Annotated in this window: 16 protein-coding genes; 10 read left to right on the top strand and 6 right to left on the bottom strand. The window is 72.9% G+C overall.

Annotated elements, in window-relative coordinates; translation table 11 throughout:
• The first annotated feature begins 51 nt into the window (after nt 1-51).
• On the top strand, nt 52-609 hold the full coding sequence (locus tag IF655_RS25040; RefSeq protein ID WP_199587373.1) for a GNAT family N-acetyltransferase: 558 nt from the start codon (nt 52-54) through the stop codon (nt 607-609).
• A gap of 25 nt (nt 610-634) precedes the next feature.
• Here IF655_RS25040 and pepN read toward each other — a convergent pair whose 3' ends face one another.
• Both pepN and IF655_RS25030 read right to left on the bottom strand, forming a co-directional pair.
• Nucleotides 635-3,118 (bottom strand): aminopeptidase N, encoded by a 2,484-nt coding sequence (gene pepN, locus IF655_RS25035; protein ID WP_199587372.1) that lies wholly within the window; start codon nt 3,116-3,118, stop codon nt 635-637.
• 399 nt (nt 3,119-3,517) lie between these two features.
• On the bottom strand, nt 3,518-3,859 hold the full coding sequence (locus IF655_RS25030) for a chorismate mutase (RefSeq protein ID WP_199587371.1): 342 nt from the start codon (nt 3,857-3,859) through the stop codon (nt 3,518-3,520).
• Between the two features lie 98 nt (nt 3,860-3,957).
• Between IF655_RS25030 and IF655_RS25025 the strand changes: the two genes are divergently transcribed.
• The gene (locus IF655_RS25025; protein WP_199587370.1) at nt 3,958-4,845 is read left to right on the top strand and encodes a hypothetical protein; all 888 of its coding nucleotides are present in this window, start codon (nt 3,958-3,960) and stop codon (nt 4,843-4,845) included.
• A 13-nt stretch (nt 4,846-4,858) separates the two neighbouring features.
• On the opposite strand, the gene IF655_RS25020 is transcribed toward IF655_RS25025, so the two are convergent.
• Entirely contained in the window at nt 4,859-6,076 is a 1,218-nt protein-coding gene (locus tag IF655_RS25020; RefSeq protein WP_199587369.1) for a triacylglycerol lipase, read from the bottom strand.
• 324 nt (nt 6,077-6,400) lie between these two features.
• Between IF655_RS25020 and IF655_RS25015 the strand changes: the two genes are divergently transcribed.
• The gene (locus IF655_RS25015) at nt 6,401-7,318 is read left to right on the top strand and encodes a rhomboid family intramembrane serine protease (protein WP_199587368.1); all 918 of its coding nucleotides are present in this window, start codon (nt 6,401-6,403) and stop codon (nt 7,316-7,318) included.
• A 139-nt stretch (nt 7,319-7,457) separates the two neighbouring features.
• Here the strand turns inward: IF655_RS25015 and IF655_RS25010 are convergent, their stop codons facing one another.
• The 3 genes from IF655_RS25010 to IF655_RS25000 form a co-directional block, all read right to left on the bottom strand.
• Nucleotides 7,458-8,921: a glutamate synthase subunit beta gene (locus IF655_RS25010; protein ID WP_199587367.1), complete on the bottom strand. Its 1,464-nt coding sequence runs from the start codon at nt 8,919-8,921 to the stop codon at nt 7,458-7,460.
• Nucleotides 8,914-13,509, bottom strand: a complete 4,596-nt coding sequence (gene gltB, locus IF655_RS25005; RefSeq protein ID WP_199587438.1) for a glutamate synthase large subunit — start codon at nt 13,507-13,509, stop codon at nt 8,914-8,916. Before gltB ends, IF655_RS25010 begins: the two co-directional genes overlap by 8 nt.
• A gap of 463 nt (nt 13,510-13,972) precedes the next feature.
• Nucleotides 13,973-14,704: a VIT1/CCC1 transporter family protein gene (locus IF655_RS25000; protein ID WP_199587366.1), complete on the bottom strand. Its 732-nt coding sequence runs from the start codon at nt 14,702-14,704 to the stop codon at nt 13,973-13,975.
• 282 nt (nt 14,705-14,986) lie between these two features.
• Here IF655_RS25000 and IF655_RS24995 point away from each other — a divergent pair, with 282 nt between their 5' ends.
• From IF655_RS24995 to IF655_RS24965, 7 genes are read left to right on the top strand one after another with little or no spacing between them, the layout of a single operon-like run.
• Nucleotides 14,987-16,255, top strand: a complete 1,269-nt coding sequence (locus tag IF655_RS24995; protein ID WP_242488923.1) for an ADP-ribosylglycohydrolase family protein — start codon at nt 14,987-14,989, stop codon at nt 16,253-16,255.
• Nucleotides 16,252-17,364, top strand: coding sequence for an ADP-ribosylglycohydrolase family protein (locus tag IF655_RS24990; protein ID WP_199587365.1), 1,113 nt, complete (start codon nt 16,252-16,254; stop codon nt 17,362-17,364). The genes IF655_RS24995 and IF655_RS24990 overlap by 4 nt, the downstream gene beginning before the upstream one ends.
• 7 nt (nt 17,365-17,371) lie before the next feature.
• The gene (locus IF655_RS24985; RefSeq protein ID WP_199587364.1) at nt 17,372-18,547 is read left to right on the top strand and encodes an ADP-ribosylglycohydrolase family protein; all 1,176 of its coding nucleotides are present in this window, start codon (nt 17,372-17,374) and stop codon (nt 18,545-18,547) included.
• Nucleotides 18,544-19,905: an ADP-ribosylglycohydrolase family protein gene (locus IF655_RS24980; protein ID WP_199587363.1), complete on the top strand. Its 1,362-nt coding sequence runs from the start codon at nt 18,544-18,546 to the stop codon at nt 19,903-19,905. The genes IF655_RS24985 and IF655_RS24980 overlap by 4 nt, the downstream gene beginning before the upstream one ends.
• The gene (gene rbsK / locus IF655_RS24975) at nt 19,902-20,795 is read left to right on the top strand and encodes a ribokinase (RefSeq protein WP_199587362.1); all 894 of its coding nucleotides are present in this window, start codon (nt 19,902-19,904) and stop codon (nt 20,793-20,795) included. The genes IF655_RS24980 and rbsK overlap by 4 nt, the downstream gene beginning before the upstream one ends.
• Entirely contained in the window at nt 20,792-22,021 is a 1,230-nt protein-coding gene (locus IF655_RS24970; protein ID WP_199587361.1) for a CaiB/BaiF CoA-transferase family protein, read from the top strand. The genes rbsK and IF655_RS24970 overlap by 4 nt, the downstream gene beginning before the upstream one ends.
• Nucleotides 22,018-22,830, top strand: a complete 813-nt coding sequence (locus IF655_RS24965) for a CoA ester lyase (RefSeq protein ID WP_199587360.1) — start codon at nt 22,018-22,020, stop codon at nt 22,828-22,830. Before IF655_RS24970 ends, IF655_RS24965 begins: the two co-directional genes overlap by 4 nt.
• Nucleotides 22,831-22,973 lie beyond the last annotated feature (143 nt).

Genomic DNA, 22,973 nt, shown 5'->3' with positions numbered 1-22,973 from the left:
TGCGGGGAAAACGCGTCGGAGGAGTGCGTGTACGGGCTTATCGTCGGCGGGATGAACGAGGTGTGGCCGATCGACGTCCCAGGTGAGCGGGTTCTCGTCCGGGAGGTGGATCCGCGTGACGAGGGTCCGCTGCTCAGACTGTTCGAGGAGTGCGAGGACTGGTTCCTGGCGGCGACGGGTCTGCCGTCGGGACCCGGTGACGTGCAGAGTCTGTTCTACGCGCTGCCGCCGGGCGCGGACCCGGCGGCCAAGGCGCTGCTGGTGGTGGAGCGCAACGGCGAGATCGCGGGGGTGATCGACGCGGTGCGGGACCATCCCGAGCCGGGGGCGGTGGCGGTGGGGCTGTTCCTGCTGGCGCCGTGGGCGCGGGGGCGGGGGCTGGGCCGGGCGGTGACGGAGGCGCTGCTCCCCCGTTTCGGCGAGCCCCCGCTGGTGACGGCGACGGTTCCGCCGGGCTGGGTTCCGGGTGAGCGCTTCCTGACCCGTCTGGGTTTCACGCTGGACTCCCCCGCGGCGGGGACGCCTGTGAACGGGACGGCGAACCGCGCCGCGGGACCGCGTGAGGGGGCGCCGCGCCGGGCGGTGCTGCGGAGGACGGGCTCCGCCTGACCGCACCGCCCGGCGCCCCGGTCGGCTATTCGCCCCGTACGCGCAACGCCCGTGCCAGATCGTCCAGTTCGTCGATCAGCTTGCGGCGCAGGGCGGTGGGCGGGGTGCCCTCGCTCAGGCAGGTCTCGCCGAGGGTGAGGGTCTCGCGGTCGACGGCGTGGCGGGGGAAGGCCCAGACGCCCGCGGCGGCGGCGATGGCGGGACCGCGGCGGGCGGCGAGGGCGGGTGCCTCCTTGAAGTAGCGGGTCACGTACTCCCGTACCAGGTCGGCCTGTTCGGGCTGCCAGAAGCCCAGGGCGACGGCCTTGAAGAGGTAGTTGGAGAGGTCGTCGCCGGTGAACATCGCGTCCCAGGCGGTCCGCTTGGCCTCGGGGTCGGGCAGGGCGGCGCGGCAGCGGGCGGCGCCCTCCTGTCCGCTGGCGGAGGGGTCGCGTTCGAGTTCGGCGGCGATGGCGGTCTCGTCGGTGGCGCCGAGGACGGCGAGCCTGCCGAGGATGCGCCAGCGCAGCTCGGGGTCGAGTTCGGGTCCGCCGGGCACGGTGCCGTCGGCGAGCCAGGCGTCGAGGGTCTCGGGGTGGGCGGCGACGTCGATGAAGCGGCGTACGGCGATCAGGCGCAGACCGGGGTGGTCGCCGTCCTCGGTGCGGCGGATGAGGTCGCGGCAGAGCGAGGTGAGGGTGGCGAGCGCCGCGGGGCGCTCCTCGGGGGTGAGGTAGCGCGGCGCGATGTGGCTGATGGCGAAGGCGAGGACGCCCTCGACGAGGGCGAGGTCGGTCTCCAGCGGGAGGTGGGCGCGGGCGGTCTCCAGGTAGGCGGCGGGCGGGAGTTCGCCGTCGCGTACGGCGTCGCGCAGGGCGTTCCAGACGACCGCGCGGGTGAGCGGGTCGGGCAGCCCGGAGAGGCTGGTGCGGACGGTCTCGAAGGAGTCGGCGTCGAAGCGGATCTTGGCGTAGGTCTGGTCGCCGTCGTTGAGGACGACCAGGGCGGGGCGCTTGCCGATGGGGGCGGGCGCGGTGTGCGGGATGTCGAGGCCGAGGGGTGCGCGCGGGGTGAGGCGGCCCTCCTCGGTGAGGTCGTGGTCGTAGAGACCGACGGTGACGCGGTGCGGGCGGCTGCCGTCGTGCTCGACGGTGAGGGTGCGGGTGCCGTCCTCGGCGGCGCCGAGGTGAGCGGTGAGCTTGTCGACGCCGGTGGTGCGCAGCCAGGCGTCGGCCCAGGCGTGGACGTCGCGTTCGGTGGCGGCGGCGAGGGAGTCGATGAAGTCGGCGAGGGTGGCGTTGCCGAACCGGTGCCGCTCGAAGTGGATGTTGATGCCCGCGAGGAAGTCCTTCTCGCCGAGCCAGGCGACGAGCTGGCGCAGCGCGGAGGCGCCCTTGGCGTAGGAGATGCCGTCGAAGTTGAGGAGGGCGGCGGCGGTGTCGTCGACTGCCTCGGGGGCGACGGGGTGGGTGGAGGGGCGCTGGTCGGCGTCGTAGCCCCACGCCTTGCGGGTGACGCCGAACTCCACCCAGGGTTCGGTGAAGCGGGTGGCCTCCAGGGTGGTCTGGTAGCCCATGTACTCCGCGAAGGACTCGTTCAGCCAGATGTCGTCCCACCACTTGAGGGTGACCAGGTCGCCGAACCACATGTGGGCCATCTCGTGGGCGATGACCATGGCGCGGGTCTGCCGCTCGGTGTCGGTGACGGCGGAGCGGTAGACGAACTCGTCGCGGAAGGTGACGAGTCCGGGGTTCTCCATGGCGCCCGCGTTGAACTCGGGGACGAACGCCTGGTCGTAGGAGTCGAAGGGGTAGGGCTCCGCGAACTTCTCGTGGTAGCGGTCGAAGCAGGCGCGGGTGATGTCGAGGAGTTCGTCGGCGTCGGCGTCGAGGTGGGGGGCGAGCGAGCGGCGGCAGTGGATGCCGAAGGGCAGTCCGCGGTGTTCGGTGCGGACCGAGTGCCAGGGACCCGCGGCGACGGCGAGGAGGTAGGTGGAGATGAGCGGGGTGGTGGCTGCCTTCCAGCGTCCCTCCCCGAGGTGTTCGGTGACGCCGTTGGCGAGGACGGTCCATTCCTCGGGGGCGGTGACGGTGACGTCGAAGACCGCCTTGAGGTCGGGCTGGTCGAAGGCGGCGTAGACGCGCTGGACATCGTCGAGGAAGAGCTGGGTGTAGAGGTAGGTCTCGCCGTCGGTGGGGTCGGTGAAGCGGTGCATGCCCTCGCCGGTGCGCGAGTAGCGCATGACGGCGTCCACGGTGAGTTCGTGTTCGCCCGCGGTGAGGTTCTTCAGCGGCAGCCGGTTGCCGTCCAGGGTCTCGGGGTCCAGGGGCTGTCCGTCCAGGGTGACGGCGCGCAGCTCGGCGGGCTTCAGCTCGACGAAGGTGTCCCCGTCGGACCGCGCGCTGAACGCGATCGCGGTACGGGAGCCGAAGGTCTCGTCCCCGGTGGTGAGGTCGAGGTCGACGGTGTAGCGGTGGACGTCGATGAGCTGTGCTCGGGCTTGCGCTTCGTCGCGCGTCAGTACGGACATGCAGGCCATGCTGCCCGATGCCGCCGGTGCCGGACAGGGGCGGACCGGTACATGGCTTATGTCCGCCTCTCCCTTTCTCCCACGCACCTCACCCCGGCGCTCCGGCCCCGCCGGAACGGCTCGCGCGGGTCACCGCCGCGCTCGCGCCCGCGGCTGTCGGCCAGGGGGGACCAGCCGCGCTCGCCGCCGCCCGTGGCGGGGGATGCGGTCCGAACCCCAGTTCCCGCACAGCCCCCTGACGTGATGCACCCGGGGCGCGGGCGCCGCGACAGGCGTGCCCCGTGGGCCCGGCCGTGTCGGGTGGGCGCGGGCGCGCTCGGTCGTGGGCACCGCCGTCGGGGACGGTCGGGACGTACGCCAGGTGCGTACGCCGGCACCAGGCACTGCGGCTCACACCCCTCAGTTCGCCGGAGGCCGCACCGTGTCCTCCGCGATGCGCTCGTGGTGGCGGATCACCTCGGCCACGATGAAGTTGAGGAACTTCTCGGCGAAGGCCGGGTCGAGGCGGGCGTCCTCGGCGAGGCTGCGCAGGCGGGCGATCTGGCGGGCCTCGCGGGCGGGGTCGGCCGGGGGCAACTGGTGGCGGGCTTTGAGGCGGCCGACCTGCTGGGTGGCCTTGAAGCGCTCGGCCAGCATGTGGACGACGGCGGCGTCGATGTTGTCGATGCTCGCCCGCAGCCGCTCCAGCTCCTCGCGGACCTCGGGCTCGACGTCACCGGTACCGGTGTTGCTGATGGTCATGGGCGACAACCCTACGGGGCGCGGCCCGGCGCCGTTCCCGGGCGGTCGGGACGGACCTATGGTGGAGGGGGCTTCCCGGCGTCTTTGGGGGTGCGGACGTGGCGAACGGCGGACCGGTCGAGCACGGTTTCCCGCATCTGGCGACGGTACGGCGGGCGGTCACCGCGCTGTACAAGCGGCTGTCGTACGACGTGGTGGAGACCTTCGCGACCAGCGTGGCCCCGGCCGACGTGGCCTTCGGGGACGCGGACGACCTGCATCTGGGCGCGCAGCGGGTGGCGCGCGAGCTGGTGCGGCACTTCCGGCTGCCGGACGCCCGGCTGATCGTGGGGTTCCGGGAGATGACCCACGCGGCGAACGTCGAGCTGGCGGCGGGTCCGGAGTACTTCGTGGAGCTGAACGACCGCTTCCGCACCCACCGCGAGGACATCGGCGCGGCTCTCGCCCACGAGGTCACGCACGTCTATCTGCACCGGCTCGGTCTGGCCTTCCCGACCACGGCGGAGAACGAGATCCTGACCGACACGGTGGCGGTCTACCTGGGCGCGGGCTGGCTGCTCCTGGACGCCTACCGCGAGCACGGTCCCGCCTCGCAGAAGCTGGGCTATCTCACTCCGGAGGAGTTCGGGTACGTGCTGGCCAAGCGGGCGCTGCTGTTCCACGAGGACCCGGCGGTGTGGTTCACCAGCCCGCAGGCGGCGGACGCGTACGCCAAGGGGCTCGCCCGCGCCCGGCACGACGAGCGCCGACCCCCGCTGACGGCGGCGGGGCGCCCGGCCCGGCTGCGCTACGCCCACCAGCGCCGCCGTCCCCCGCGCAACCCGCCGGACCCGGAGGTGGGCTACACCTTCACCTCCGGAGCCGACGGGCGCCCGCGTGTCTCCTTCGACTGCCCGGTCTGCCACCAGCGGATCAGGGTGCCGGTGCGGGGGCGGGTCAAGGCGCGGTGCGGGCTGTGCCGCACGGTGCTGGAGTGCGACACCTGAGCGGCGGGGCGTTCTAGTCCGGCAGCCGGTCCAGCAGCCAGGTGGCCAGTTCCGCGGTGACGGTGGTGTGCGCGGTGGTGTCGGAGGAGCAGACGAAGTCGTCCACGTCGGCCTCGTCCGGCGGAAGGTCGTAGACGTTCGCGTACAGGTCCTTCTGCTGGTCGAGGTCGCGGATCGAGACCGCGCTGACCGTGGGCACGAAAGAGACCTCCGGGTGGCGCAGGTCGACCTGGGCGCCCGCCTTCTTCAGCGCGTCGGCGAGGATGCCGTAGGAGCGCAGGGTGCCGCCGGGGGCGCCGTCCAGCTCGGGGAATCCGCTGGTGGTGATGGTCTTCTCGGCGGCCGGGAAGCGCCGCTTCAGCTCGGCGACCGTGACGTCCTTGCCCTGCGCCTGGGCGGAGAAGGCGGTGCCGGGGTAGACGCGGTCCACCGTGAGCACGGTCTCGCCGGGCGGGACGGCGATGCCGGTGCCGTCGCCGCGGCCGTTGGCGAGAGCGAGGAGGCGCGGGATGCGGGGCCAGTTGCCGACCTTCGCCAGCTCCTGGAGGAACGCGGTGCGCTCGGGGGCGATACCGCTCTCGCCGGTCTTCGGGTCGTAGTGGCGCCACAGCATCTGGCGGGCGGCGGGGCTGTCCATCTGCCGGGCGAAGTCGTTCGGCACCGGGATGAAGTGCGAGAACGCCTGGAGGCCGACGGGGATGTACGCGCCCCGGTGCGGGGTGTCGTAGGAGAAGTAGACGCCGGTCTGGTGGTCCATGCGCTGCGCCTCCATCCTGGCCAGCGCGTAGCGGGTGACCAGGCCGCCCATGCTGAAGCCGCCCACCATCAGGCTGGTGCCGCCCAGCCGTTCGGCGAGGGTCCGGTGGATCGCCGCGGTCGCGGTCTGGGCGTTGTCGAGGAGGGACGCGCTGCGCTCGTCGTAGCCGATCAGGACGGCGTCACGGCCGCGGCGGCGCAGTTCGGTCAGGAGGGGGAACGCGCCCTGGTCGAGGTGGGCGTGGAGCCAGGACAGGTCGCTGGGGCCGAGGCTGAAGCCGTCGGCCATGACCACCGGACGGGCGATGCCGTGGTTGCCCTCGCCGTAGTACACGTGGGCGAAGCCGCCCGGCAGATCCCACGTCTCGTCGGGCTCCGGGACCGGCTGCCCGGCCGGGGGTGCGGTGGTGACCGGATCGGCGAGGGTGAACGCCCCGACGCTCCGCTCCGCCTGCTCGGTCTGCTGCTCGGACACGGCAGTCTCCTTCCGGATCCGCGCACGGCGCAGCAGCCCGTTGTGGGGAACGGGCTGGGCGACTGCGGTGGGCGCGATGATCCGGGACATCATCAGCACGCGTCCCGACCAGCGGATATGTGCCTCGCCGGGTCTGTCATCCCTATGAGTGCGCGGAGTGCGGGGAGGTGACGCGACATCAGGAAATCAGGTGATCGCCACCGGCTGGTCCGTTCCTCCCCCGCCGTTCGCCCACCGTCCGCCCCTGTCCGATAGTTTGTTCGCCGCCGCCCCACCGGCTCATCCTGTCCCACTCTTCCCCGAGTCCTTCCCGAGGAGCCGGCCGTGACCGCCGAGTCCGACGTGACCACCTGCTTCCGCCATCCCAAGGTGGAGTCGCACGTCCGCTGCACCCGCTGCGACCGCTACATCTGCCCCAACTGCATGCGCGAGGCGGCGGTCGGCCACCAGTGTGTGGAGTGCGTGAAGGAGGGGACGCGCTCGGTCCGGCAGGCGCGGACGGCGTTCGGCGGCAGGATCAGCGCGGTGCCGCTGGTGACGTACGCGCTGGTCAGTCTGAACGTGCTCGCCTATCTCGTCGAGCTGGCCCGGCCGTCCATGGTGGACCGGTTCGGGATGCTGGGCGCGGGGCTGCTCGGACCGCACGGCGGGCACTACCTGTGGCAGTACCCCTACGACCCGGTGCTGCGCCCGGAGGGGCTCGCGGGCGGGCAGTGGGAACGGCTGCTGACCGGATCGTTCCTGCACATGCCGCCGGACGAGGGTCTGGGGATGGTGCACCTCGTGATGAACATGGTCTCGCTGTGGAGCATCGGCCGGGTGGTGGAGACCCAGTTGGGGCGCGCCCGCTATCTCGCGCTGTATCTGCTCTCCGCGCTGGGCGGCTCGGTGCTGGTGCTGCTCGTCGCCCCTGACGACCTGACGATCGGCGCCTCGGGCGCCATCTTCGGCCTGGGCGCCGCCTATTGGGTGATGGGGCGCCGCCTCGGCTACGACATGCGAGCGGTCAACCAGTACATGACCGGTCTGCTGGTATGGCTGGTGGTCTCGGCGTTCATGACGTCCTGGGAGGCGCACCTGGGCGGTCTGCTGACGGGCGCTCTGGTGACGCTCGCCTACGCCTACGCGCCCCGCGACAGGCGCCGGACGCTGATCCAGGCGGGGGCGTGCGCGGCGCTGGTGGTGGTGCTGCTGGTGCTGACGTGGGTGAAGGTGTCGGGCTTCACAGGCGCCATGGCCTGAGCCCCGCTCCCTCGCGCCCTTCGCGGAACCGCCCCCGGACAGGCGGCGGCGCCTGCCGGGGCGTCCGGTCGGGGACTGTCGGGCAGGCGCCGCCCGATGCCGCGTACGTCGTTGTACGGGACATCCGGTGCGGGGACCGTCAGACCGCCAGGGCGCGGTCGGTCGGACGGATCGGGGCGGGCAGGTCGCTCGCCCCGGTGAGGTGGCGGTCCACGCCGCGGGCGGCGGAGCGGCCCTCGGCGATGGCCCACACGATGAGGGACTGACCGCGGCCCGCGTCACCTGCGACGAACACGCCGGGCACGTTGGTCCGGAAGTCGGCGTCGCGGGCGATGTTGCCCCGCTCGTCCAGCTCCAGACCGAACTGCTCGACCAGCCCGTTGTCCCGGTCGGTGCCGGTGAAGCCCATGGCGAGGGTGACCAGTTGGGCCGGGATCTTCCGCTCGCTGCCCGGCTTGGGGGTCAGCTTGCCCTCGACGAACTCGACCTCGGTCAGGTGCAGCCACTGGACGTTGCCGTCCTCGTCGCCCTCGAAGTGGGTGGTGGAGACGGAGTAGACCCGCTCGCCGCCCTCCTCGTGGGCGCTGGTGACCTTGTAGAGCATGGGGAAGGTCGGCCAGGGCTGGTTCAGGGCGTGCCGCTCGTCGTTCGGGCGGGGCATGATCTCCAACTGGGTGACGGAGGCGGCGCCCTGGCGGTGGGCGGTGCCCACGCAGTCGGCGCCGGTGTCGCCGCCGCCGATGACCACGACGTGCTTGCCCTCGGCCGAGATCGGCGGGGCGACGTAGTCGCCCTCCTGGACCTTGTTGGACAGCGGCAGATACTCCATCGCCTGGTGGATGCCGTTCAACTCCCGCCCGGGGACGGGAAGATCACGCGCGGTGGTGGCGCCGACGGCCAGGACGACCGCGTCGTAGCGCTTCTTGAGGTCGGTCGCCTTGAGGTCGCGGCCGATCTCGACGCCGGTGCGGAAGCGGGTGCCCTCCGCGCGCATCTGCTCTATGCGGCGGTTGATGTGCCGCTTCTCCATCTTGAACTCGGGGATGCCGTACCGCAGCAGACCGCCGACGCGGTCGGCGCGCTCGTAGACGGCGACCGTGTGCCCGGCGCGGGTGAGCTGCTGGGCGGCGGCGAGCCCCGCCGGACCCGAGCCGACGACGGCGACGGTCTTGCCCGAGAGGCGCTCGGGGATGCGCGGGGCGACGTCCCCGGTCTCCCACGCCTTGTCGATGATGGAGACCTCGACGTTCTTGATGGTGACCGGCTGCTGGTTGATGCCCAGCACACAGGCCGACTCGCAGGGGGCGGGGCACAGACGACCGGTGAACTCCGGGAAGTTGTTGGTCGCGTGCAGCCGCTCGGAGGCGGCGGCCCAGTCCTCGCGGTAGGCGTAGTCGTTCCACTCGGGGATCAGGTTCCCGAGCGGACAGCCGTTGTGACAGAACGGGATGCCGCAGTCCATGCACCGGCTGGCCTGCTTGCTGATGATCGGCAGCAGGGAGCCGGGGACGTAGACCTCGTTCCAGTCCTTGAGGCGCACGTCCACGGGGCGGGTACGGGCGACCTCGCGGCCGTGCTGGAGAAAGCCCTTGGGATCAGCCATTGGTCGCCGCCTCCATCATCTTCTCGGTGATCTCGGTCTCGGAGAGACCGGCTCGCTCGGCGGCGTCCTTGGCGGCGAGCACTGCCTTGTACGTGCTGGGGATGATCCTGCTGAAGCGTTCGACGGCCCGGTCCCAGTCGTCGAGCAGCTTGGCGGCGACCGTGGAGCCGGTCTCCTCCGCGTGGCGGCGCACCACGTCGTGCAGCCAGACGCGGTCGGCGTCGTCCAGGGGCTCGATCGCACCCGCGTTGCCGGGGTTGACGTTGTCCCGGTCGAGGTCGATCACATAGGCGATGCCACCGGACATGCCCGCCGCGAAGTTGCGGCCGGTCGGACCGAGGACGACCGCGTGACCGCCGGTCATGTACTCGCAGCCGTGGTCGCCCACGCCCTCGGAGACCACCAGCGCGCCGGAGTTGCGGACGCAGAAGCGTTCGCCGGTGCGCCCGCGCAGGAACAGCTCGCCGCCGGTGGCGCCGTAGCCGATCGTGTTGCCCGCGATGGTGGAGTACTCGGCGAGGTGGTCGGCCGCCCGGTCGGGGCGGACGACGATCCGGCCGCCGGAGAGACCCTTGCCGACGTAGTCGTTGGCGTCGCCCTCCAGGCGGAGGGTGACTCCGCGCGGCAGGAAGGCGCCGAAGGACTGGCCGGCCGAGCCGGTGAAGGTGATGTCGATGGTGTCGTCGGGCAGACCCGCGCCACCGAACTTCCGGGTCACCTCGTGGCCGAGCATGGTGCCGACCGTGCGGTTGATGTTGCGGATGGCGACCTGGGCGCGCACCGGGTGCGCCTCGGTGGCGTCCGGGACGGCGAGGGCGTCGGCGGCGAGCTTGATCAGCTCGTTGTCGAGCGCCTTCTCCAGACCGTGGTCCTGGGTGGTGATCTGGTGGCGGACCGCGCCCTCGGGCAGCTCGGGCACGTGGAAGAGCGGAGCCAGGTCCAGACCCTGCGCCTTCCAGTGGTTCACCGCGCGCTCGACGTCGAGCACCTCGGCGTGACCGACCGCCTCCTCGATGGAGCGGAAGCCCAGCTCGGCCAGGAGTTCGCGGACCTCTTCGGCGATGAACCGGAAGAAGTTGACGACGTACTCGGCCTTGCCGTTGAACCGCTCGCGCAGCACCGGGTTCTGGGTGGCGATGCCGACCGGACAGGTGTCCAGGTGGCAGACGCGCATCATCACGCAGCCGGAGACGACCAGGGGCGCGGTGGCGAAACCGAACTCCTCGGCGCCGAGCAGCGCGGCGATCACCACGTCGCGACCGGTCTTGAGCTGGCCGTCGGTCTGGACGACGATCCGGTCGCGCAGCCCGTTGAGCAGCAGGGTCTGCTGGGTCTCGGCGAGACCCAGCTCCCAGGGACCGCCCGCGTGCTTCAGCGAGGTCAGCGGGGAGGCGCCGGTGCCACCGTCGTGGCCGGAGATCAGCACCACGTCCGCGTGCGCCTTGGACACACCCGCCGCGACCGTGCCGACGCCCACCTCGGAGACCAGCTTCACGTGGATCCGCGCCTGCGGGTTCGCGTTCTTCAGGTCGTGGATGAGCTGGGCGAGGTCCTCGATGGAGTAGATGTCGTGGTGCGGGGGCGGGGAGATCAGACCGACGCCGGGCGTGGAGTGCCGGGTCTTGGCCACCCACGGGTAGACCTTGTGGCCGGGGAGCTGACCGCCCTCGCCGGGCTTGGCGCCCTGGGCCATCTTGATCTGGATGTCGTCGGCGTTGACCAGGTACTCGGAGGTGACGCCGAAGCGGCCGGAGGCGACCTGCTTGATGGCGCTGCGCCGGGCGGGGTCGTAGAGGCGGTCCGGGTCCTCGCCGCCCTCGCCGGTGTTGGACTTGCCGCCCAGCTCGTTCATCGCGATGGCGAGCGTCTCGTGCGCCTCGCGGGAGATGGAGCCGTACGACATGGCGCCGGTGGAGAAGCGCTTGACGATCTCGGAGACCGGCTCGACCTCCTCCACCGGGATCGGCGCCCGCCCTGAGGTGAAGCCGAACAGACCGCGCAGCGTCATCAGGCGTTCGGACTGCTCGTTCACGCGGTCGGTGTACTTCTTGAAGATGTCGTACCGGCCGGCGCGGGTGGAGTGCTGGAGGCGGAAGACCGTCTCGGGGTCGAACAGGTGCGGCTCGCCCTCGCGGCGCCACTGGTACTCGCCGCCGATGTCGAGCGTGCGGTGCGCGGGCGCGATGCCGCTGGCCGGGTACGCCTTGGCGTGGCGGGCGGCGACCTCCTTCGCGATGACGTCGATGCCGACGCCGCCGATCTTGGAGGTGGTGCCGTCGAAGTACTTCGCGACGAACTCGTCCTCGAGACCGACGGCCTCGAAGACCTGGGCGCCGCGGTAGGAGGCGACGGTGGAGATGCCCATCTTGGACATGACCTTGAGGACGCCCTTGCCGAGGGCGTAGATCAGGTTGCGGATGGCCTGCTCGGGCTCCATGCCGGGCAGGAAGGTGCCCGCGCGGACCAGGTCCTCGACGGACTCCATCGCCAGGTAGGGGTTGACGGCGGCGGCGCCGTAGCCGATCAGCAGGGCGACGTGGTGGACCTCGCGCACGTCACCGGCCTCGACCAGCAGCCCCACGTGGGTGCGCTGCTTGGTGCGGATGAGGTGGTGGTGGACGGCGGCGGTGAGCAGCAGCGAGGGGATCGGCGCGTGCTCGGCGTCGGAGTGCCGGTCGGACAGGACGATCAGCCGGGCACCGTTGTCGATGGCGGCGTCCGCCTCGGCGCAGATCTCCTCTATGCGCGCGGCGAGGGACTCGCCGCCGCCGGAGACCCGGTAGAGACCGGAGAGGGTCGCTGCCTTGAAGCCGGGCATGTCGCCGTCGGCGTTGATGTGGATGAGCTTGGCCAGCTCGTCGTTGTCGATCACCGGGAACGGCAGCAGGACCGAGCGGCAGGACGCCGCGGTCGGGTCGAGCAGGTTGCCCGAGGGACCGAGCGAGGAGCGCAGGGAGGTGACCAGCTCCTCGCGGATGGCGTCCAGCGGGGGGTTGGTGACCTGGGCGAAGAGCTGGGTGAAGTAGTCGAACAGCAGCCGGGGGCGCTCGGAGAGAGCCGCGATGGGGCTGTCGGTGCCCATGGAGCCGATGGGCTCGGCGCCCGCCTTGGCCATGGGGGCGAGGATGACGCGCAGCTCTTCCTCGGTGTAGCCGAAGGTCTGCTGGCGGCGGGTGACGGAGGCGTGGGTGTGCACGATGTGCTCGCGCTCGGGCAGGTCGCCCAGCTCGATCTCCCCGGTCTCCATCCAGTCGCCGTAGGGCTGCTCGGCGGCGAGGGACGCCTTGATCTCGTCGTCCTCGATGATGCGGTGCTCGGCGGTGTCCACGAGGAACATGCGGCCGGGCTGGAGGCGCCCCTTGCGGACGACCCGGGCGGGGTCGATGTCGAGGACGCCGACCTCGGAGCCGAGGACGACCAGACCCTCGTCGGTGACCCAGTAGCGGCCGGGGCGCAGACCGTTGCGGTCGAGGACCGCGCCGACCTGGACGCCGTCGGTGAAGGTGACGCAGGCGGGACCGTCCCAGGGCTCCATCATCGTGGAGTGGAACTGGTAGAAGGCGCGCCGGTCCGGGTCCATGGAGGCGTGGTTCTCCCATGCCTCCGGGATCATCATCAGCACGGAGTGGGGCAGCGAGCGGCCGCCCAGGTGCAGGAGTTCGAGCACCTCGTCGAAGGACGCCGAGTCGGAGGCGTCCGGCGTACACACGGGGAACGTGCGCGCGAGGTTGTCCTCGGTGCCGAACAGGTCCGAGGACAACTGGGACTCGCGGGCGCGCATCCAGTTGCGGTTGCCCTTGACGGTGTTGATCTCACCGTTGTGCGCGATGAAGCGGTACGGGTGCGCGAGCGGCCACGACGGGAAGGTGTTCGTGGAGAAGCGCGAGTGGACGAGCGCGATCGCGGAGGCGAAGCGGCGGTCGGACAGGTCCGGGAAGAAGGGTTCGAGCTGGCCGGTGGTCAGCATGCCCTTGTAGACGATGGTCCGGGCGGACAGCGAGGGGAAGTAGACCCCCGCCCCCCGCTCGGCGCGCTTGCGCAGGACGAACGCCTTGCGGTCGAGCGCGATGCCCTCGCTGACCCCGTCGGAGACGAAGATCTGGCGGAAGGCGGGCATGGTCGAGCGGGCGGTCGCGCCGAGCAGCTCGGGGGCGACCGGGACCTCGCGCCAGCCGAGGACCGCGAGGCCCTCCTCGGCGGCGATCGTCTCAATCCGTGAGACGGCGTCGGAGGTGCCGTCCTCGGGCAGGAAGGCGATGCCGACCGCGTAGGAACCGGTGGCCGGCAGATCGAATCCGGCCACCTCGCGGAAGAACGCGTCGGGCACCTGGGAGAGGATGCCGGCGCCGTCCCCGGAGTCGGGTTCGGAACCGGTGGCACCTCGGTGCTCCAGGTTGCGCAGTACGGTCAGCGCCTGCTCGACCAGCGCGTGGCTCGCCTCGCCGGTGAGGGTGGCCACGAAACCGACGCCACAGGCGTCGTGTTCGTCGCGGGGGTCGTACATGCCCTGGGCAGCAGGGCGGGCATCCATGAAGGACCAGGCGCGGTCGTTCACGGAGTGCTGGGACGGCTGGCGCGGCGTACGCATCGGCTCTCCCGTCGTCGTCATCTGGCCATGTGCGGTACCGAGGGACGACGCTGGCCCTCTGCGTGGGGTGCAAAATTTCGTGCAGGTTACATGATGGGGCGGCTCCCGGGAACCGGATAGACCGTTCCACCATGCGGACGCCACACGGAAGGTCGCGTCGGGTGCCGCGGGGTGCGGCGAGGGTGCCGCAGGGGTCGCGGCGGGTGCCGCGAGGTCGGTCACGGCGGGTGCCGCGCACGGCGGCGGGAAAGGTGCGTGGGGGCCGGGCCGGGGGTGATCGGTCGGATCGGGACCGGGCCGGTCCGAGGGGGGCGGACCGGGTGTCTTTCCCCCGGTCCGCGGGGCGCACCGCAGGCGTCATTGCCCGCAGTGCCAGTGCTCACTGGTCATGCCCCGTGGTTAAGCGTTCGAAACCCGCGAGTAACGATTATTTATGCGGGCTCTCGCATACATTCCTTGCACGTCATCCTAGGGCCGTACCGAACAGGCTGCCCAGGGCGTACGTCACACCGGCCGCCGCGCCGCCGAGGGCGAGCTGCCTCAGCCCGCTGTACCACCAGCTCCGCGCCGTCACCCGGGCCACCACCGCACCGCAGCCGAAGAGTCCGGCGAGGGCGAGGAGCACGGCGGGCCACAGCACGGTCGCGCCCAACAGGAACGGCAGCACGGGCAGCAGGGCGCCGAGGGCGAACGAACCGAACGAGGACACCGCGGCCACCAGCGGCGAGGGCAGGTCGGCGGGGTCGATGCCCAGTTCCTCGCGGGCATGGATCTCCAGGGCGCGCTCGGGGTCCTTCGAGAGCTGCCGGGCGACCTCGCGGGCGAGACCGGGCTCGACTCCGCGCGCGGTGTACAGCGCGGCCAGCTCCTCCTCCTCCGCCTGCGGGTGCTTGCGCAGCTCACGGCGCTCGACGTCCAGCTCGGCCAGCACCAGCTCGCGCTGCGAGGCGACGGAGGTGTACTCGCCGGCCGCCATGGAGAAGGCGCCCGCGGCGAGTCCGGCGAGCCCGGTGATCACGATCGTCTGGTGGCCGACGGACCCGCCCGCGACACCGGTCAGCAGGGCGAGGTTGGACACCAGACCGTCCATCGCGCCGAAGACGGCGGGGCGCAGCCAGCCGCCGTTGACGTCGCGGTGCGTGTGGTTGTCACGGTGCGCCTCGTGCAGCGTGGCCTCGGTGTCGATGATGGCCATCCAGAACCCCCGGGAAGCTTAGCCAAAGCTAACTTTGGACTGTTTCTATCTTTTGACAACCCCTAACCTACGTCGGGCATTCCCCGCCCGCCAGCAAGGAAAGGCTGCGCTAACCTGCGGCTTTACCTTTTCTTGCTCATCCGAGGATTCGAACGCTCAGATGCCGAGAGGGTGATGCTGGGGTTCCGGAGGCTGGTCGGCGCGTGTCGCGGGGGACACATCCGCAAAGGGCCGCGCGGCCGACGGGACCTGGCGCGGACCACCGCCGAAGGAGAGTCCGCCATGGCTTCGACCGCCCGCACCGCCCCGGACCCCGCCCCGGACCCGGCGCCCGGGGACCGACCCGGACCGCGTGAGCGGGCGCGCGGCGCGCTGCTCGGTCTGGCGGTCGGCGACGCGCTCGGCGCCCCCGCCGAGAACATGAAGCCCTCCGAGATCCGCGCCCGCTGGGGCCGTATCACCGGGTACGTCAGCGACCGTCCCTCGGGTACGGACGACACCGAGTACGCGATCTTCTCGGGGCTGCTGCTCGCCCGGCACGGCTCCGCGCTCACCCCGGCGCACGTCGAGGCGGCGTGGCACCAGTGGATCGCGGACCGGGCCGAGGGTCCCTTCCGGGGCGCGGGCTTCAGCGAGCGCGGCACCCTGGAGAACCTGCGGCGGGGTCTCGCGGCTCCCATCTCCGCCCAGCACCGGCACGCGTGGAGCGACGGGCTCGCGATGCGGGCGGCGCCCTTCGGGGTGTTCGCCGCCGGGCGCCCCGCCGAGGCGGCCCGGCTGGTGGCGATCGACGGCTCGGTCAGCCACGAGGGCGAGGGCATCCACGGTGGGCAGGCGGTCGCCGCCGGGGTGGCGGCGGCGATGGCGGGCGCGGACCCCACCGTGGTGATCGCCGCCGCGCTCGCGGCCGTACCCGACGACTCCTGGACCGCCCGCTCGCTGCGCCGCGCGGTCGCCGTCGCCCACCGGGGCGAGCGCGCGGTCCGCTCCGCCGTCGTCATCGGCGGCTACCCCTGGACCGACCTCGCCCCCGAGGCCGTCGCCCTCGCCTTCGGCGCGTACGCGGCGGCCGACGGCGACTTCCGCGAAGCGGTACTGACGGCCGTCAACATGGGACGCGACGCCGACACCACGGCCGCCGTCGCGGGCGCCCTCGCCGGAGCCACTCGGGGCGTCTCCGCCATCCCCGCCGACTGGGCCGCCGCCATCGGCCCCGCCCGAGGGCGCTGCCTGCCCGCCATGGCCGGCCACCACATCCTCGACATCGCCGAACTCCTGGTCCCGGAGGAGGGCGGCAAATGGGGCGAGGCGCTGGCGGTCCCGGACTTCCTGCCGGAGGAGGTACGGGAGTTCGTGCGGGGCGGCGCGCTGCGGGAGGTGGTGACGACGGGGAACGGGGCGGCGCCGGAGGGGGTACGGGAACTGGTGGCGACCGGGAGCGAGGAGGTACGGGAACTGGTGGCGACCGGGAGCGGCGCACCACCGGAGGTCGGGGCGCTCACACCCACCCCCGCCACAACCCCCCGCTCCGACTCGGAGGTCCCCGCGTGAGCCGCCGTATCGAGGGGCTGTTGCTCGGTCTTGCCGCCGGGGATGCCGCCGGGTGGCCCGCCGCGCGGCACCGGGCGGCGCGGATGCCGGAGTGGACGCGGCGGCTCACGCGGGAGCTGGACACGTTCGCGGAGCTGAACGCGACGACCACCCTGCCGGTGCCGGTCGCGCTGAACCAGCCGCCGGAGCCGCTGCGGCTCGGTCCCTCCGACGACGCGGAGTGGGCGGCGTTCGCGGCGGAGGCGGTGCTGCGGGCCGGGGACGACGTGCTCGGGGATCTGAGCCGCGAGCGCCGGATGCGCGCGGCGATCGACCTGACCTGGACCGCCGTCGCCGCCGAGGTCGCCGCCGCGGCGGACCGCGCCCCGGAGATCGAGTCGGCGGTGCTGCCGCTGCGGGCGCGGATCTCGGTGCGGGCGGGGCTCGGGAACCTGGCCGCCGGACTGCGCCCGCCCGCCACCGGGCACGACAACCCGCACTACTTCGACGACGCCGCCTGCGTGCGCGCCTGCGTCCTCGCCGTGGCCCACCCGGGCGATCCCCGGCGCGCGGCGGACCTCGCGGAGTTCGACGCCCGCTACACCCAGGACGGCGACGGTGTGCACGGCGCGCGGGCGATGGCGGCGGCGGTCGCGTCGGCGCTGGCCGGGGACAAGCCGGACGCGTGCGTGGCGGCGGCGCTCGCGGAGCTTCCGGCGGGGACGGAGATCGGGCGGAACGCCCGCCAGGCGCTCGCGCTGGTCCCGGACAGCACCTCGGCCTTCGAGCTGATCCCCCTCCTGGAGCACCGGATCGTCGATCATGTGTACAGCTACGGCGTGGCGGCGGCCGAGACCGTGCCCGTCGCGCTGGCGCTGACCGCCGCCGCCGAGGGCCGTATCCGCGAGGCGGTCCCCGCCGCCGCGTGTCTCTCCCGGGTCGCGGATTCCGCTCCGGCGCTGGCCGGGGCGCTCACCGGCGCGCTGGGCGGCGGCGCGTGCGTGCCCGGCACCTGGCGGGACGCCTGCCGCGTGCTGTCCGGCTGCGCGCTGCCCCGCCTCACCGGGACGGACCTCGTGGAACTCGCCGGGCTGCTGGAAGCCGCACAACGGGCCCGACCGGAGGGATGATTCGGGCATGACGCCCGAAAATGAACAAACCCCCGGCCCGGGACTGACCGCGCTGGACGCGCGGATCACCGGCGCCCTGGTCGGCGCCGCCGTGGGCGACGCGCTCGGCGGACCCGTCGAGGGCTACTCCCCCGACCAGATCGCCGACCGCCACGGCGGTCGCGTCCACGGCTTCGTCGGTCCCTGGAACGGCGACGCCTGGCGCACCGCCCGCCCCATCGCGCCGTACCACAAGGGCGACGGGCACGTCACCGACGACACCTTGATGACGCACGCGCTGATCCGGGTCTACCAGCGCGTCCGCGACCACCTCGACGCCTACGCGGTCGCCGACCACCTGGTCCCGGACCTGATGACCAACCCCCGCTGGATCCCCGAGCTGGAGGCGGAGGCGCTGCCGCTCCAGCGGATCTTCCTCGCCGAGAAGTGGCTGGTGGCCCGGCTGGCGTACGGTCACGTCGACCCGCGCGAGGCGGGCAGCGGAAACATCGTCAACTGCGGTGCGGCGATGTACATGGCGCCGGTCGGTCTGGTCAACGCCGCCGACCCCGCCGCCGCGTACGCCGAGGCACTGGACGTCGCGGGCGCGCACCAGTCGTCGTACGGCAGGGAGGCGGCCGGGGTCTTCGCCGCCGCCGTCGCCGCCGCGACCGCGCCCGGCGCCACCCCGGACTCGGTGGTGGCCGCCTGTCTGGCGCTGGCGAAGGACGGCACCCGCGAGGCGATCGAGAAGGTCTGCGAAACCGCCGCCGGACACGGCGACTTCGAGTCGGCGCTGGTCCCGCTGCGCACGGCGGTCGCCCCGTACGACACGGTCGGTCCCGACTACCGCGCCCCCTCGCTCGGCGCCCGCCGCCCCTCGCGGCTGCACTCCATCGAGGAGCTGCCGGTGGCGCTCGGCATGGTGCTGGTCGCGGGCGGCGACTTCCGGCACGCGGTGCTCGGCTCGGTGAACTACGGGCGCGACTGCGACTCCATCGCCACCATGGCGGGCGCGATCACCGGCGCGCTCGGCTCGCCGGTGCCCGAGGAGTGGGCGAAGACGGTGGCCGAGGCCAGCCGCCTCGACCTGTGGGCTCCGGCGCGGGAACTGGCCGAGGTCGCCCGGGAGGTCTTCGCGCGGGACGTGGCGCGGCGGCGCGCGCACGAGCGGGCCTTCGCCGCGCTCGGGGACCCGGCATGATCCGGCTGACCTGGGTCCAGCCCGAGGACCTGCTGGGCCACGAGATCCGCCAGGCACGCCTGGACGGCAGGGAGCCCGCGCGGATCGAGGCGCGCTGGAAGGCGGCGGGCGGCGCGGACGCCCCTGAGCGGGCCGGTGCCTCCCCGGAGCCGGTCTCCCGCTCGCTGCGCCTGCTCGCCGAGGACCTGCTGGACGAACTGGCCGATCTGCCCAGCGCGTTGAGCGCGGACGAGCCGACGGAGTGGACCGCGCTCAAGGAAGCCTGCCCCGACTGGCCCGCACCGCAAGGGCTTACCGGCGTCTCCCCCGCCGCCCTGGAGGCAGCCTGGCTCGGCCGTGCGGCGGGGTGTCTGCTCGGCAAGCCCGTGGAGAAGCTGCCGCTGGACGGCATCCGCGCCCTCGCCGAAGCCGCCGGGAACCGCCCGCTGACCACCTGGTTCACCGCGGAGGGCGTTCCCGCCGAGCTGCTGGCCCGCCACCCCTGGAACCGCCGCTCGGCAGGTACCTCGCTCGCCGAGAACATCGACGGGATGCCCGAGGACGACGACCTCAACTACCCCCTGCTGGGTCTGCTGCTGCTCCGGCGGCACGGCCGCGCCTTCACCACCGACCAGGTCGCCGCGCTCTGGCTGGACGAACTCCCGCCCGGCCGCACCTTCACCGCCGAGCGCGTCGCCTTCCGCAACCTCCTTGACGGGATCGAGCCTCCGCGCACCGCCCGGTACCGCAACCCGTTCCGCGAGTGGATCGGCGCGCTGATCCGCGCCGACGTCCACGGCTGGACCCACCCGGGCGACCCGGCCGCCGCCGCCGAACAGGCGTACCGCGACGCCGTGTTGACCCACACCGCCAACGGTGTCTACGCGGCGGTGTTCACCGCCGCCGTCCTCGCCGCCGCCGCGACCGGCACGCACGACGTGCACGCCTGTCTGCGCACCGGCCGCACGGTCGTCCCGGACCGCTCCCGCCTGGCCGGGGCACTCGACCACGCCGTTCAACTGGCGCACGAACACGACGACTTCGACGACGTGGTGGACCAACTCCACGCCCGCTACGACGCCACCCACCACTGGGTGCACGCCCTCCCCAACACCGCCCTGATCGCCGCCGCGCTCACCCACGCCGACGGCGACTTCTCCGGCTCCATCTGCCGTGCGGTGTCCGGCGGTTGGGACACCGACTCCAACGGCGCGACGGCGGGCAGCATCGCGGGGCTGCTCGCGGGCTCCCCCGAGGCGCTGCCCGAGCGCTGGCGGGCGCCGCTGAAGAACCGGCTCGCCACCTCCGTCGCCGACTTCGACGGCACCGGCTTCGACACCCTGGCCCACCTCACCCACCTGGAGGCGACCCGACCATGACCCACATCGCGGTCCTCGGCAGCACCAACATGGACCTCGTCACCTACGTCGCCAAGGCCCCACAGCTCGGCGAGACCGTGACCGGTCGCGAGTTCCACACGATCCCCGGCGGCAAGGGCGCCAACCAGGCCATCGCCGCCGCCCGGTGCGGCGCCACCGTCTCGATGATCGGCGCCGTCGGCAACGACGCCTTCGGGCTCCGGCTGCGCGACACCCTCGAACACTCCGGTGTGGACACCGACTTTCTGCGCACGGTCGAGGGTCCCTCCGGCACCGCGCACATCGTGGTGGACGACGAGGGCGGCAACTCCATCGTCGTCATCCCCGGCGCCAACGGCACCGTGGACCACCTCGCCCCCGGCGACGAGGGCGCCCTCACCGCCGCCGACGCCCTGCTCCTGCAACTGGAGATCCCCCTCGACGGCGTCCTCGCGGGCGCCGAGACAGCACGGCGACACGGCGTGCGCACGGTGCTCACCCCCTCCCCCGCCCAGCCGCTGCCACCCGAACTCCTCGAAGCCACCGACCTGTTGATCCCCAACGAGTACGAGGCGGTCACCCTCACCGGCCGTATCGACCCGCGCGACGCGGCCACCGCCCTGCTCGATCTGGTGCCCGAGGTCGTCGTCACCCTCGGCGCGGCAGGCAGCCTCTACGTCGCGCGCGGCACCGAGCCCCTGGTGGTGCCCGCGCCCCTGGTCACCCCCGTGGACTCCACCGGCGCGGGCGACACCTTCGCGGGCGCGCTCGCGGTCGCCCTCGCCGAGGAACGACCCATCCGCGAAGCCCTGATGTGGGCGTCCGCCGCCGCTGCCCTGTCGGTACAGCGGGAAGGGGCGTCGGTGTCGATGCCCTACCGCCAGGAGATCGAGGCGCAGTACACCGCATGAGCAGCCGAGACGAGAACACGCCCCGCGCCCCGCGCCCGTCCGTCCAGCCGCTGGACGGACTGCGCGTCCTGGACCTGGCCACGCTCTTCGCCGGTCCGCTCGCCGCCACGATGCTCGGTGACTTCGGCGCCGAGGTGATCAAGGTGGAGCATCCCCGGCGCCCCGACCCCTCGCGCGGGCACGGCCCGGCGAAGGACGGGATCGGTCTGTGGTGGAAGGTGCTCGGCCGCAACAAGCGCGCCATCACCCTCGACCTGTCCCGCCCCGGCGGTCGCGCGACCCTGCTGCGGCTCGCGGCGACCGCCGACGTGGTGATCGAGAACTTCCGCCCCGGCACCCTGGAGAAGTGGGACCTCGGCTGGCCGGAGCTGTCGGCCGTCAACCCGCGCCTGATCCTCACCCGGGTCACCGCCTTCGGCCAGTTCGGTCCGTACGCGCACCGCCCCGGCTTCGGCACGCTCGCCGAGGCCATGAGCGGCTTCGCGGCGCTCACCGGCGAACCGGACGCGCCGCCGACCCTGCCGCCCTTCGGGCTCGCGGACTCGGTCACCGCCCTTGCGACGTCGTACGCCGTGCTCACCGCGCTCGCCGCCCGGCACCGCACCGGCGCCGGACAGGTCGTGGACATGGCCATCATCGAGCCGATGCTGGCGATGCTCGGACCGCAGCCCACCTGGTACGACCAGCTCGGCTATGTCCAGGAGCGCACCGGCAACCGCTCCGCGAACAACGCCCCGCGCAACACCTACCGCACCGCCGACGGCTCCTGGGTCGCGGTCTCCACCTCGGCGCAGTCGGTGGCCGAGCGGGTGATGCGGCTGGTGGGGCGCCCGGAGCTGATCGAGGAGCCGTGGTTCGCGAGCGGCGCCCAGCGGGCCGCGCACGCCGACGTCCTGGACGAGGCGGTCGGCGCCTGGATCGCCGCCCGCGACCGCGAGGAGGTGCTGGCCGCCTTCGAGAAGGCGGAGGCGGCGATCGCCCCCGTGCAGGACGTACGGGACGTGTTCACCGACCCGCAGTACCTCGCCCTGGACACGGTCACCACCGTCCCCGACCCGGACCTCGGCCCGCTGAAGATGCAGAACGTCCTCTTCCGGCTCTCCGCGACCCCCGGCGCGATCCGCTGGGCAGGGCGCGCCCACGGCGCCGACACCGAGGACGTGCTCACCGAGCTGGGACTCGGACCGGCCGAGCTGGGCGCCCTGCGCGAGGAGGGCGCCCTGTGACCCGCACCCCGCTGACCTGGCTCTACGTCCCCGGCGACCGACCCCATGTGGTGGACAAGGCGCTCGTCGCGGGCGCCGACGTGGTGGTGATCGACCTGGAGGACGCCATCGCCCCGGACCGCAAGGAGTACGCCCGCACGGCCACCGCCGAACGGCTCTCCGAGCACCAGCCCGTCCCGGTGCACGTCCGGCTGAACGCCGCCGACGGCCCCTGGGGCGCGGCGGACCTCGCCGCGCTGGGCAGCCTGCCCGGCGTGTCCGGGCTCCGGCTGCCCAAGGTCGCCTCCCCCGACGAGGTACGGCACACCGCCGTCCTCACCGCGCTGCCGCTGTATGCGCTCCTGGAGTCCGCCCTCGGCATCGAGCACGCCCACGCCATCGCCCGCGCCCATCCGTCGCTGCGCGGGATCTCCCTGGGCGAGGCGGACCTGCGGGCCGATCTCGGGGTACGGGCGGACTCGGGGCTCGACTGGTCCCGGTCCCGGGTCGTCGTCGCCGCCCGTGCCGCCGGACTCGCCCCGCCCCCGCAGTCCGTCCACCCCGACATCCGGGACCTGGACGGTCTCGCCGCCTCCTGCGCCCGGGGGCGCGCGCTCGGTTTCCTCGGGCGGGCCGCGATCCATCCGCGCCAGCTTCCGGTGATCGAGCGCGCCTACCAGCCGACCCCGGCGGAGCTGGAGGAGGCCGAGACCGTGGTCAAGGCGGCCGCCGCCGAGCAGGGCGCCCAGGCACTGCCCGACGGTCGCTTCATCGACGCGGCGACGGTGGCGCTGGCCCGGCGCACGCTGTCCCTGGTGCGGCGGGGCTGAGCGGAGCCCCTACGTGCGGAGGGGGCCCCCGGGGTTCCCCCGCGCCCCCCCCCCCGCCGGGGGGGGGGGCCCCCCCCCTGGCCCGGGGGGGGGGGTTGGCCAGTGGGCCATTGGGGCCCCCGCGGGGGGGTGCAGCGCCGCGG

The organism is Streptomyces sp. DSM 110735 (assembly GCF_016482685.1).
GTDB lineage: Bacteria > Actinomycetota > Actinomycetes > Streptomycetales > Streptomycetaceae > Streptomyces.
Note: the sequence above shows the minus strand (reverse complement) of the source record. Positions and strands in the feature narration are given on the sequence as shown.

Bases quoted from the DNA above. Each gene is read 5' to 3' on its own strand.
- IF655_RS25040 (WP_199587373.1), top strand. From the start codon at position 52: ATGAACGAGGTGTGGCCGATCGACGTCCCAGGTGAGCGGGTTCTCGTC.
- pepN (WP_199587372.1), bottom strand. From the start codon at position 3,118: ATGTCCGTACTGACGCGCGACGAAGCGCAAGCCCGAGCACAGCTCATC.
- IF655_RS25030 (WP_199587371.1), bottom strand. From the start codon at position 3,859: ATGACCATCAGCAACACCGGTACCGGTGACGTCGAGCCCGAGGTCCGC.
- IF655_RS25010 (WP_199587367.1), bottom strand. From the start codon at position 8,921: ATGGCTGATCCCAAGGGCTTTCTCCAGCACGGCCGCGAGGTCGCCCGT.
- gltB (WP_199587438.1), bottom strand. From the start codon at position 13,509: ATGCGTACGCCGCGCCAGCCGTCCCAGCACTCCGTGAACGACCGCGCC.
- IF655_RS25000 (WP_199587366.1), bottom strand. From the start codon at position 14,704: ATGGCCATCATCGACACCGAGGCCACGCTGCACGAGGCGCACCGTGAC.
- IF655_RS24995 (WP_242488923.1), top strand. From the start codon at position 14,987: ATGGCTTCGACCGCCCGCACCGCCCCGGACCCCGCCCCGGACCCGGCG.
- IF655_RS24985 (WP_199587364.1), top strand. From the start codon at position 17,372: ATGACGCCCGAAAATGAACAAACCCCCGGCCCGGGACTGACCGCGCTG.
- IF655_RS24980 (WP_199587363.1), top strand. From the start codon at position 18,544: ATGATCCGGCTGACCTGGGTCCAGCCCGAGGACCTGCTGGGCCACGAG.
- rbsK (WP_199587362.1), top strand. From the start codon at position 19,902: ATGACCCACATCGCGGTCCTCGGCAGCACCAACATGGACCTCGTCACC.
- IF655_RS24970 (WP_199587361.1), top strand. From the start codon at position 20,792: ATGAGCAGCCGAGACGAGAACACGCCCCGCGCCCCGCGCCCGTCCGTC.